The sequence below is a fragment of the Sphingomonas sp. genome (assembly GCF_031426035.1).
In the GTDB taxonomy this organism is placed as follows: domain Bacteria; phylum Pseudomonadota; class Alphaproteobacteria; order Sphingomonadales; family Sphingomonadaceae; genus Sphingomicrobium.
In genome coordinates, this window is the sequence record NZ_JANPKO010000158.1 from 1 (window position 1) to 11,154 (window position 11,154).

The 11,154-nt window shown below is 68.9% G+C and carries 12 protein-coding genes; 5 read left to right on the forward strand and 7 right to left on the reverse strand.

Features of this window, described 5'->3' with window-relative positions:
* On the forward strand, nt 1-1,121 hold a 1,121-nt coding region (locus tag RMP08_RS11800; RefSeq protein WP_310469197.1), incomplete at its 5' end, for an OPT family oligopeptide transporter.
* On the opposite strand, the gene queF is transcribed toward RMP08_RS11800, so the two are convergent.
* Nucleotides 1,118-1,564, reverse strand: coding sequence for a preQ(1) synthase (queF, locus tag RMP08_RS11805; RefSeq protein WP_310469198.1), 447 nt, complete (start codon nt 1,562-1,564; stop codon nt 1,118-1,120). The two genes, RMP08_RS11800 and queF, sit on opposite strands and share 4 nt — an antisense overlap.
* Before the next feature lie 71 nt (nt 1,565-1,635).
* On the opposite strand from queF, the gene RMP08_RS11810 reads away from it, so the two are divergent.
* Together RMP08_RS11810 and sseA are read left to right on the forward strand one after the other, a co-directional pair.
* Entirely contained in the window at nt 1,636-3,705 is a 2,070-nt protein-coding gene (locus RMP08_RS11810; protein WP_310469199.1) for a M28 family peptidase, read from the forward strand.
* Nucleotides 3,706-3,718: 13 nt separating this feature from the next.
* Entirely contained in the window at nt 3,719-4,552 is an 834-nt protein-coding gene (gene sseA / locus RMP08_RS11815; protein WP_310469200.1) for a 3-mercaptopyruvate sulfurtransferase, read from the forward strand.
* Here sseA and RMP08_RS11820 read toward each other — a convergent pair.
* Genes RMP08_RS11820 through RMP08_RS11845 form a run of 6 tightly spaced genes read right to left on the reverse strand, consistent with a single transcriptional unit; the run spans nt 4,549 to nt 10,199 of the window.
* Nucleotides 4,549-4,902 (reverse strand): hypothetical protein, encoded by a 354-nt coding sequence (locus RMP08_RS11820; RefSeq protein WP_310469201.1) that lies wholly within the window; start codon nt 4,900-4,902, stop codon nt 4,549-4,551. The genes sseA and RMP08_RS11820 overlap by 4 nt on opposite strands.
* Nucleotides 4,903-4,925: 23 nt before the next feature.
* Entirely contained in the window at nt 4,926-5,489 is a 564-nt protein-coding gene (locus tag RMP08_RS11825; protein ID WP_310469202.1) for a winged helix-turn-helix domain-containing protein, read from the reverse strand.
* A 29-nt stretch (nt 5,490-5,518) separates the two neighbouring features.
* Nucleotides 5,519-5,929 (reverse strand): DUF3035 domain-containing protein, encoded by a 411-nt coding sequence (locus tag RMP08_RS11830; protein ID WP_310469203.1) that lies wholly within the window; start codon nt 5,927-5,929, stop codon nt 5,519-5,521.
* A complete protein-coding gene (gene lspA, locus RMP08_RS11835) occupies nt 5,922-6,422 on the reverse strand; it encodes a signal peptidase II (protein WP_310469204.1) in 501 nt (166 codons plus the stop codon). Before lspA ends, RMP08_RS11830 begins: the two co-directional genes overlap by 8 nt.
* Nucleotides 6,415-9,249: an isoleucine--tRNA ligase gene (ileS, locus tag RMP08_RS11840; RefSeq protein WP_310469205.1), complete on the reverse strand. Its 2,835-nt coding sequence runs from the start codon at nt 9,247-9,249 to the stop codon at nt 6,415-6,417. The genes lspA and ileS overlap by 8 nt, the downstream gene beginning before the upstream one ends.
* Nucleotides 9,250-9,275: 26 nt before the next feature.
* A complete protein-coding gene (locus RMP08_RS11845; protein WP_310469206.1) occupies nt 9,276-10,199 on the reverse strand; it encodes a bifunctional riboflavin kinase/FAD synthetase in 924 nt (307 codons plus the stop codon).
* 216 nt (nt 10,200-10,415) lie between these two features.
* On the opposite strand from RMP08_RS11845, the gene rpsM reads away from it, so the two are divergent.
* Both rpsM and rpsK read left to right on the forward strand, forming a co-directional pair.
* A complete protein-coding gene (gene rpsM / locus RMP08_RS11850; RefSeq protein ID WP_310469207.1) occupies nt 10,416-10,784 on the forward strand; it encodes a 30S ribosomal protein S13 in 369 nt (122 codons plus the stop codon).
* An 82-nt stretch (nt 10,785-10,866) separates the two neighbouring features.
* A partial coding sequence (gene rpsK / locus RMP08_RS11855; protein ID WP_310469208.1) for a 30S ribosomal protein S11 occupies nt 10,867-11,154 on the forward strand: 288 nt, incomplete at its 3' end.

Consider the following 11,154-nt stretch of genomic DNA (forward strand, 5'->3'; position numbering starts at 1 on the left):
GGGCGCGGGCCAAGGGCGGGCAGGACAGCCTGGCGCTGACCGAGCGCGACATCCCGATCGGAATCATCGGCGTGACGATCCTCGGTTCGATGATCCCGATCGGATTATTGCTTTCGGCCTTCGCCCAGTCGGGCCCGATCGCCGCCGCCCCCGCGCTGACCATCGGGCTGAGCCTGCTGTACATCTTCATCGCCGGGGCGATCATCGCCGCGATCACCGGCTACATGGCGGGGCTGATCGGGGCGTCGAACAGCCCGGTGTCGGGGGTCGGCATCCTGACCGTGCTCGGCATCTCGCTGGTGCTGGTCGCGATCTTCGGGCGCGAGCTCGGGGTCGACGCGTCGCAGAGCCTGGTCGCCTACGCTCTGTTCGTGACCGCGGTGATCTTCGGCATCGCGACCATCGCCAACGACAATTTGCAGGATTTGAAGACCGGCCAATTGGTCGGAGCGACGCCGTGGCGCCAGCAGGTCGCGTTGATCATCGGGGTGATTTTCGGCAGCCTCGTGATCCCGCCGATCCTGACCATCTTGAACGACGCGTTCGGCTTCGTCGGCGCGCCGGGTGCCGGCCCCAACGCGCTCGCCGCGCCGCAGGCGGCCTTGATCTCGGCGATCGCGCAGGGCGTGCTCGGCGGCAACCTCGACTGGAACCTGATCGGGCTCGGCGGGCTGATCGGGGTCGGGGTGGTGATCATCGACGAGCTGCTACGCGCGTCGAAGCGCGGGTCGCTGCCGCCGCTCGCGGTCGGCATGGGGATCTATCTGCCGATGTCGCTGACCCTGCTGATCCCGGTCGGCGCGTTCATCGGATATCTCTACAACAAATGGGCCAAGCGGGCCGCCGACCCCGCTTTCGCGGAGCGGCTGGGGGTGCTGATGGCGACCGGCCTGATCGTCGGCGAGAGCCTGTTCGGGGTCGCCTTTGCGGCGATCGTCGGCGCGACCGACAACGACGCGCCGCTGGCGCTGGTCGAGGAATTCGCGTGGGCGGTGCCGATCGGCCTCGTCGTGTTCGCCGGCTCGATCGCCTGGCTGTACATGAAGACGCGGCGCGAGGCGGCCGACAAGCTCGCCAACGAGCCGTACGTCGAGGAGCCGCCGCCCGCCGCGGTGCGCTAGCCGCGGCCGCGGTAGCCGGCGACGCCCTGGTCGGGCAGCCATAGCCCTTCGGGGGGCGAGCCCGACTGCCAGAAGACGTCGATCGGGATGCCGCCGCGCGGGTACCAGTAACCGCCGATGCGCAGCCATTGCGGCTGCATTTCCTCGACCAGCCGCTGGCCGATGCCGACGGTGACGTCTTCGTGGAACCCGCAATGGTTGCGGAACGAGGCGAGGTAGAGCTTGAGGCTCTTCGATTCGACGATCGTCGCGGCCGGCGCATAGTCGATCACGAGATGGGCGAAATCGGGCTGGCCGGTGACCGGGCACAATGAGGTGAACTCGGGCGCGGCGAAGCGCACCAAATACAGCGCGCCGGGGCGCGGGTTGGGGACGTAATCGAGCGCCGCCTCGGCGGGTGAGGCGGGCAGCGGGCTGGGCTTGCCGAGATGCTTGGGGTCCATCGCCAGCCCTCTAGCAGCACCGCCGCCGCCCGCCTATTCAGTCGTGAACGGGGTTCGAGGGAGCGGTCGGGATGAAATTAGCGATGCTGTCCGCGGCCACCCTGTTCATGGCCTCGCCGGCTTTGGCGGCGCCCGACGATCCGCCGTTGCTGCAGGCCGCCGATGCCGCCGCGCTGGCGCAGGAGATTTCGGGATCGGCGGCCAAGCGCACCGTGCAATCGCTGTCGCTCCACCACCGGATGCGCGGGTCGCGCGGCTATCGCGCCGCCGCCGAGATCATTCGCGACAAGCTTAAATCCTATGGGCTGGCCGAGGTGGAGATCATCGCGCTGCCGGCCGACGGTAGTATATACTATGGCACCCAGCGGTCGCGGCCGGCGTGGAATGCGTCGTTCGCCGAGCTGTGGGATCAGCGGCGCGACGTGGCGGGGGGCGACGGCGCGCGGTGGGTCGATGCCAAACTGTCGGAGCAGCGGCGCGCGGCGGCGGGGGGCGCCGGCGCGCGATGGGTCGATGCCGAGCGCGTTGCGTCGTGGGCCCACGAGCCGATCAGCCTCGCGCAGGACAGCGTCAGCGGCCGCGCCGAAGCCGAGCTGGTCGATGTCGGGGCGGGCACCGCGGACAGCGATTACGCGGGCAAGGACGTGCGCGGGAAGCTCGTGCTGACTTCGTCGCAGCCCGAGGCGATGGCCGGGCTGGCGGTGACCAAATATGGCGCGGCGGGGATCATTTCGTGGGCGCAGAACCAGCAGACCGCGTGGTGGGGCGAGGACGAGAGCCTGGTCCGCTGGGGGCACCTCGACACATTCAAGGATCCGGCCTTCGCGTTCATGGTTTCGCCGCGCCAAGCGCGCGGGTGGGCGGCGCGGCTGGCCAAGGGCGAGAGCGTGCACCTGCGCGCGGCGGTCGAGGCGGGGCGCTCGGCGGGGCACTATCTGATCCCGACGGCAGTGATCCCGGGCCGCGACCGCCGCCAAGAGATCGTCTATTCTTGCCACCTCGACCATCCCTCGCCGGGCGCCAACGACAATGCCAGCGGGTGCGCCGGGATCCTCGAGGCGGCGCGCGGCCTCAACCGGCTGATCGCGGAACGGCGCCTGCCTCAGCCCGAGCGCACGATCCGCTTTATCTGGCCGTGCGAGATCGAGTGCACCATCGCACTGCTCAACGCTCGGCCCGAGTTTGCAAAGCGGACGCTGGCGACGATCCACCTCGACATGATCGGCGGCGACAGCGCCAAGACCAAGTCGATCCTGCGCGTCGAAGGCTCGCCGCCGAGCCTGCCGAGTTTTGTCGGCGATGTCGGGTTCAGCATCGCGCGGTGGGTCAATGCGCAGTCCTTGGCGTTCGCCGATACGGGCACGGCGGCGTGGCCGTTGACCGATCCCGCAGGCGACAAAACCCCGCTGCAGGCGGAAATCGGCGGGTTTTCGCAAGGCAGCGACCACCAGGTGTGGGCCGAGGGCAGCTGGCGCATCCCGGTGATCTACGTGTCCGACTGGCCCGACCGCTACATCCACACCCAGCGCGATATTCCGGAGAATCTCGACGCGACCAAGCTCAAGCGGGCGGTGTTCATCGCCGCCGCGTCGGGCTGGTATTTGGCCAACCTCGGCCAGCGCGACGCGTTCGCGCTGCAGGCGGCGATGCAGGCGGAGATTCACGACCGGCGCGGGGCGACTGCGCGCCGGATCGCGGTGATGCCGGCCGCCGACGCGGCGCTGATCGCGCGTCACGGGGCGATGGCCGAGCTCGCCGCGCTGCAGTCGCTGGCGCGGTTCGGGCTGCGGCCGGTCGCCGAGCATCCGGCGCCGGCGCCGCTGGTCAGCGCGACGGCGGGGCCGGGGGCGCTGGTCTATCGCCGCAAACCGACGCCAAAGGGGCCGATGGACGGGTTCGGTTTCTCGTGGCTCGACGACCGGCTCGAGCGGAGCGGGCTGACGCGGCCGGCGCTGCTGGCGCGGGAAGCGGGGCGCGGCGTCCCCAGCTTTGGCTATGAAGCGCTCAACCTGGTCGACGGCGAGCGGCCGGTTGATGAAATCCGCGCGCATTTGCTCGCGACGGTCGGGGCGGTTCCAGTCGAGGAGGTCGCGGAGTATTTGGCGACTCTCGCTCGGCTCGGGTTGCTCGAGGCGCGCTGAACGGAGGGACGAGATGGACGACTTGGTCACCACCGAATGGCTCGCCGCGATGCTCGGCCAGGGCGATGTCGTGGCGGTCGATTGCACCGCGTTCCTGCCCGGCTCGGGGCGCGACCCGCGTGCCGAATATCTCGCCGCGCATATTCCCGGCGCGCGCTTCCTCGACATCGACGCGGTCAGCGACAAGCGGCACCCGGCGCCGCACATGCTGCCCAGCGCGGCGGAGTTCGGGCGGGCGATGACGGCGCTCGGGATCGGCCGCGGCGACCGGCTGGTGGTGTACGACAATTCGCCGCTGCGCACCGCGGCGCGCGGCTGGTTCATGCTGCGCCATTTCGGGGCCGAGCGGGTCGCGGTGCTCGACGGGGGGATGCAGACCTGGCTGCGCGCGGAACGGCCGACCGAGGCAGGCGAGCCGCCGGCGCGCGCGGCGCGGTTCGACGCGGCCGAGCGCGCCAACGAGGTGGTCGACAAGGCGCAGATCCTGGCCGGGGTCGGGGCGCCGATCCTCGATGCGCGCGGGCGGGCGCGGTTCGAAGGGAGCGAGCCCGATCCGCGGCCGGGGGTCGCGGCGGGGCACATCCCGGGCGCGCGCAACCTGCCGTTCGCCGCGCTGTATGACGAGGACGGGACGCTCAAGGGCGAAAGCGAGATCCGCCGCGCGTTCGAGGCGGCGGGGGTCGATCCGGAGCGGCCGTTCGTCGCGTCGTGCGGCTCGGGGGTGACCGCCAATTCGCTGATCTTCGCCGCGCATCGGCTCGGCAACCGCGACGCGCGGCTGTACGACGGCAGCTGGAGCGAATGGGGCGCCGACCCGGCGACGCCGAAGGAAACCGGCCCGGCCTAGCGCCGGAGCAGCTGCTCGAGCTCGACCAGCCCGCCGCGAATTTCATCCGAGATGCGGCGCATCGCGGCGTGGTTGGGCTCCTGGCCCGCGTCGCGCAAAGCCAGGACGGTCTCGATGCCGGCGGCGGCGGCGGCGATCATTTCCTGCGATTTCGCCTCGAAGCAGCGGGCCGCGGCGGGACTGGTCAGCGCCGGCTCCACGGCCGGCTCGGGCGCGGCCGCCGCGGGATCGACCAGCCGGAGCGCCTGACGCAGCCCGGCGAGGCGAGCAACGGCGTCGGCATACGGGACCGGTCCCGGCTCGGGCGCGGATTCGGGGAGGAAATGGATCATCGCGCGGTGATGCGCCAAGTCCCTCAACAATTAGTGAATCGTCAGGCGGTCGCGCTGGCCCCGGCGGCGCCCTCGACATCGCGCAGGATCCAGCCGCGCTGGGGGATGGTCTCGATGAACTCGGCCCCGCTCGACGCCATCCGCAATTTCTTACGCAGCTTGGAGATGAACACGTCGATGATCTTGGGCTGCGGCTGGTCGTCGGCGCGGCGGTAGAGGTGCTTCAAGAGCATCGAGCGCGTGACGACGTTGTTGCGCGCGAAGGCGAGCAGTTCGAGCACGCGATATTCCATCTCGGTGATTCCGATCGGGTGGCCGTCGATGCGGATCAGGCGCTGCACCTGGTCGACCGCGAGGCGCCCGCCGCACAGGGTCGCCGGCATGTCGCCGCCGGCCGCCTTCAACGATTCCAGCAGCCGCGACGAGGCTTCCTCGCTGTCCTCCGCGGTGAGGCTGGCGGGCGAGCCGAGCAGCGCCTGCTGGACGTCGGCCAGCGCGGTGTGCGCTTCCTCGACCAGCCGGGTGCCTTCCTCGAAGCGCCGCCGCGAGCGCTCGAGCTTGGACTCGATCTCGACCAGGCGGGTGGAAAGCGTTTCTTCGGCCATATGCTGTTTGTCTCCCCCTCGAGCCCCGCTTACTGGGGAACCTGCGCCGACGCGTCCTGGCCATCCCCCTCCGGGGCGGCAATGATCGCCGAGGTCGTCGCGCCCTTGTCGACCACCCGGGTGTCGGGGTCGCCGGCGGTCGAGCGCACGCCGACCGGCGCGCGGTCGCGGCCGGCCCGCTCGAGCAGGCTGACCTCGGACTGGCTGCGCGGGGCGGGGCCGCCGAACAATGCCTCGATCGCCTGGGTTTGGGCATCGGTCGGGCTCAGGCCGGCGGTGCCGGCGACCGGCGGGGCGAGCGTGAAGTCGGGCGGGATCACCAGCGGCGCATTGCGCGCGACCGCGAATTCGTCGGGCGCGGCGCGCTTGCCGAACAGGCCCGCGCAGCCGCTGGTCGCGAGCGCGGCGAGGAGGACGATGGCGGTAACCGACTTACGCATGTTCGATATTCTCCTCGGGCCGCTCGTTGCGAGCGAAGAAGGCGCGCAGTAGCAGGATGACGACGCCAATGCTAATCGCTGCGTCGGCGACATTGAAGACCAAAAACGGGCGGAAGCCGCCGAAATGCAGGTCGGCGAAGTCGACCACGTAGCCCAGCGTCGAGCGGTCGAGAATATTGCCGGCGGCGCCGCCGAGTATGAGGCCAAGCGTGAGCTGGTCGCCGCGCTGCTTTTCGCGCCAGATCCACACCGCGACACCGATCGCGATCGCGGCGGTGGCGGCGACCAGGAACCAGCGAGCGGTATCGGTCGACGCGGTCAGCAGGCCGAGCGAAATCCCGTGGTTCTCGGTGTAGGTGAAATTGAAGATCGGCAGAATCTCGATTTGCTGCACCGTGCGCAGGTCGAGCGGCCCGAGAACCCACCATTTGGTGATTTGGTCGGCGACAAAGATCGCCGCGGCCACGGCGTAGGCGAGCGCGCGGCTATGCATTCACCACTCCCTCACAGCGGTCGCACAGGTCGCCGTCCTCGACGACTTCGGGCAGCAGCCGCCAGCAACGCCCGCATTTCTTCTTGTCGGTCTTGGTCACGGTTAGTGCATCGCCGGGGCGGACTGACGAGACGATGAACAATTCGGCGAGGTCGGGCGCGATGTCGGCTTGCGGCAAGGTGACTTCGGCCTCGAGGCTCGAGCCGATGACCTTGTCGCGGCGCAGCGGCTCGATCGCCTCGGTGACCTGGGTGCGCAGGGCGCGCAGCTTTTCCCATTTGCCGTCGTCGGCGGTCGAGTCCGCGACCTCAGGCCATTCGAGCAGATGCACCGAGCCTTCATCGGGGAAGCGGGTGGCCCACACTTCCTCGGCGGTGAATACCAGCACCGGGGCGCACCAGCGGACCAAAGCGTGGAACATGGTGTCGAGCACGGTGCGGTAGGCGCGGCGTTTGGGGTCGGCGGGGGCGTCGCAGTAGAGGCAGTCCTTGCGGATATCGAAGTAGAAGGCGGACAGATCGTTGTTGGCGAAATCGGCCAGCGCGCGGGTGTAGGTGTTGAAGTCGAAGTCGGCGACCGCCGTGCGCAGCTTGGCGTCGAGCTCGGCCAGCAGGTGCAGCATGTAGCGCTCGAGCTCGGGCATCGCGGCGATGTCGGCGACGCGCTCCTCGTCGGAGAAGCCTTCGAGCGCGCCGAGCAGATAACGAAAAGTGTTGCGCAGCTTGCGGTACTGGTCGGCGACCCCAGCAAGAATTTCCTTGCCGATGCGGTGGTCTTCGGAACTGTCGACCGACAGCGCCCACAATCGCAAAATGTCGGCGCCATGCTCTTTCATCAGGTCGAGCGGGTTGATGGTGTTGCCGAGGCTCTTGGACATTTTCATGCCCTTCGAGTCCATCGTGAAGCCGTGGGTGAGCACGGTGTCGAACGGGGCGCGCCCGCGGGTGCCGCAGCTTTCCATCAGGCTCGACTGGAACCAGCCGCGGTGTTGGTCCGAGCCTTCCAAATAGAGGTCGGCGGGCCAGCGCTGGTCGGGCCAGCGTCCGCTTTCCAAGGTGAAGACATGGGTGCAGCCGCTGTCGAACCACACGTCGAGGATGTCGGTGACGCGCTCGTAGGCGGCGGGGTCGCGATCGGGTCCGAGGAACTCGGCCGCGCGCTCGTCGGACCAGGCGTCGACGCCCTTCTCGCGGACCGCGTCGACGATGCGGCGGTTGACCGCGGGATCGACCAGCATCTCGCCCGACTTGCGCTCGACGAACAAAGCGATCGGCACGCCCCACGCGCGCTGGCGGCTGATCACCCAGTCGGGGCGGCCCTCGACCATCGAGCCGATGCGGTTTCGGCCCTTGTCGGGGACGAAGCGGGTAGCGGCGATGGCGTTGAGGGCGAGTTGGCGGAGGGTTGGCGTGTCGTGCGCCAGCGCGCCGCCCTCATTCTCCCACCGCCGCTCGGCGAAGCTGGCGCAATGCTCGGCGCTTAGCGGGCGGTCCATGGCGATGAACCATTGCGGGGTGCAGCGGTAGATGACCTTGGCCTTCGAGCGCCACGAATGGGGGTAACTGTGGGCGTAGTCGGCCGAGGCGGCGAGCAGGGCGCCGGCTTCGCGCAGGTCGGAGCAGATCGGGCCGTCGGGTGCGTTGAACTTGTTGTTGATGACTGAGCCCTGACCGCCGAGCCACGCCCAGTCGTCGCGATACTTGCCGTCGCCCTCGACCGCGAACACCGGCTCGATGCCGACCGATTTGCATAGCTCGAAATCGTCCTCGCCGTGGTCCGGAGCCATGTGGACAAGCCCGGTGCCGGTGTCGATCGTGACGAACTCGCCGGGCAGGAACGGGCGGAGTTTGGCGAAGAAGCCGCCGAGGTGGTGCATCGGGTGTTGGGCGACGGTGCCGGCGAGGTCGGAACCCACCAGCTTCCGAACCTGTGTGATGCTGCCCATCAGACGCTCTTCGACCTGACCGAGCAGTTCCTTAGCGATCAGAATGCGGCGTCGCGGCTCGTTATCGGTCATGCCGGATTGGTATTCGGCTAGGACGTACGCCACCTCCGGCCCGTAAGCGATTCCCTGGTTGACCGGGATCGTCCACGGAGTCGTCGTCCACACCACCGCGTGGGCGCCGATCAGCTCGGGGATCGGGCTCTCGACGATCTCGAAGGCGACATCGATCTGCGTGGAAACGATGTCCTCATATTCGATCTCGGCCTCGGCCAGCGCGGTCTTTTCGACCGGGGACCACATCACCGGCTTGGCGCCGCGGTAGACCTGGCCGCTCTCGGCGAACTTCATCAGCTCCGCCACGATGGTCGCCTCGGCGCCGAAATCCATCGTCAGGTAAGGATGGTCCCAGTCGCCGCCGATGCCGAGCCGCTTCAACTGCTCGCGCTGGGTATCGACCCAATGCTGGGCGTAAGCACGGCACTCGGCGCGGAACTCGGGGAGCGGGACCTGGTCCTTGTCGAGCTTCTTCTTGCGGTACTGCTCCTCGACCTTCCATTCGATCGGCAGGCCGTGGCAGTCCCACCCGGGCACGTAGGGCGCGTCACGCCCAAGCAGGGTCTGGGTGCGCACCACCATGTCCTTAAGGATATGGTTCAATGCATGGCCGATGTGGATGTCGCCGTTGGCGTAGGGCGGGCCGTCGTGGAGGATGAATTTTTCGCGGCCGGCGCGAGCGGCGCGGACCTGGCCGTACATGTCCTGCTCGAGCCACCGCGCGAGGATCGCCGGTTCCTTGTGCGGCAGGCCGGCCTTCATCGGGAAGTCGGTGCGCGGCAGGAACACGGTCGAGCGGTAATCGGGTTTTGGGGGAGCGTCGGACATTGAGGCGGCGCTCTAGCGGGGGAGCATCACGCCAGCAACCGCCGCGCCGCCGCTTCATCTTCGCGCATGCGCGCGGTGAGTATGGCAAGGTCGTCGAACTTCTCTTCGGCGCGGATGTAGGCGTGCAAGCTCACCTCGATAGTGCGGCCGTAGAGGTCGCCGTCCCAGTCGAACAAATGCGCCTCGAGCAATTCGACCGGCGGCTGGAAGGTCGGGCGGATGCCGAGGCTGGCGACGCCGGGGTGCTCGCGGCCGTCGTCGAGCCGGACCGTAACTGCGTAGATGCCGTAGGCGGGGCGCTGGTAGTCGCCCAGGCGCAGGTTGGCGGTGGGGTAGCCGAGGTCGCGGCCGCGGGCGTCGCCGCGCTCGACCACGCCCTCGACCGCGAACGGGCGGGTCAGGAGATGGGTCGCGGTGGCGGGGTCGCCGGCGGCCAGCGCGTCGCGGATGCGGCTGGAGGAGACCGCCTCGCCGTCGAGCGCGACCGGGGCCACCGCCTCGGCGGCGATGCCGTGGGCGGCGCCTAGCTCGCGCAGCACCGCGGCATTGCCGCCGCGCCCCTTGCCGAAGGTAAAATCCTCGCCGGTGACGACCCCGCTGGCGCCGATGCGGCGCGCGAGCAGGTCGGCGACGAAATCCTCGGCGGTGGTCGCGGCGAGCGCGGCGTCGAATGCGAACACCAGCATGGCGTCGGCCCCGGCGTGGGCGAACAATTCCTGCCGCTGGGCGAGGCTGGTCAGGCGAAACGGCGGCAAATCGGGCTTGAAGTGGCGCACCGGGTGAGGGTCGAAGGTGGCGACGATCACCGGGCGGCGCTCGTGATGGCCGCGCGCGACGGCGCGGCTGACCACCGCCTGGTGGCCCAAGTGAAAGCCGTCGAAATTGCCCAAGGCGACGACCGCGCCGGGCAGCGTCGCGGCGATCGGATCGGCGAGGGTCAGGCGCTGCATGGTGGCGCGGCTCTATCCGCCCATGTCCCGCTGGGCAAATGGCGGCCGCGACCGCTTGACTCCGGCGCCCGCGAATCCTATTTGCAATCCATCCCGATCCACCGGTTCCGGCGGCGCATTCGTGCGTGCGTCGGTTTTTCGTTTGGAGCGGGCCCACCTAGCGCAGAGATGGGACAGCGGCCCGCCGCGTCCCGTGGAGCTAAAGAAGGACACAGAATGGCTCGCATCGCCGGCGTCAACATCCCGACCAACAAGCGCGTCGAAATCGCGCTGACCTACATCCACGGCATTGGCCGCACCAAGGCCAAGCAGATCACCGAGAAGCTCGGGATCGGCGCCGACAAGCGCGTCCAGGACCTCACCGACCAGGAAGTCCTGCACATCCGCGAGAGCGTCGACGCCGACCATACGGTCGAGGGCGACCTGCGCCGCGAGACCGCGATGAACATCAAGCGGCTGATGGACCTCGCCTGCTACCGCGGCCTCAGGCATCGCAAGGGCCTGCCGGTCCGCGGCCAGCGCACGCATACCAATGCGCGCACCCGCAAGGGCAAGCCCAAGCCGATCGCCGGCAAGAAGAAGTAAGCGTCCTTCGAGACGCGTCTTCGACTTCGCTCAGCCGCTCCTCAGGATGAGCGGACACAGGTTTCAGGATTAGGACAAGAACATGGCTCAAGCACCCCAGCGCCTTCGTCGGCGGGAGCGCAAGAACATCACCGCCGGCGTCGCGCATGTGAACGCCAGCTTCAACAATACCATGATCACGATCACCGACGCGCAGGGCAATGCCATCGCGTGGAGCTCGGCCGGGACGATGGGCTTCAAGGGCTCGCGCAAGTCGACCCCGTACGCGGCACAGGTCGCCGCCGAGGATGCCGGCAAGAAGGCGGTCGAGCATGGCGTCCGCACCCTCGAGGTCGAGGTCAAGGGCCCCGGCTCGGGCCGCGAGAGCGCG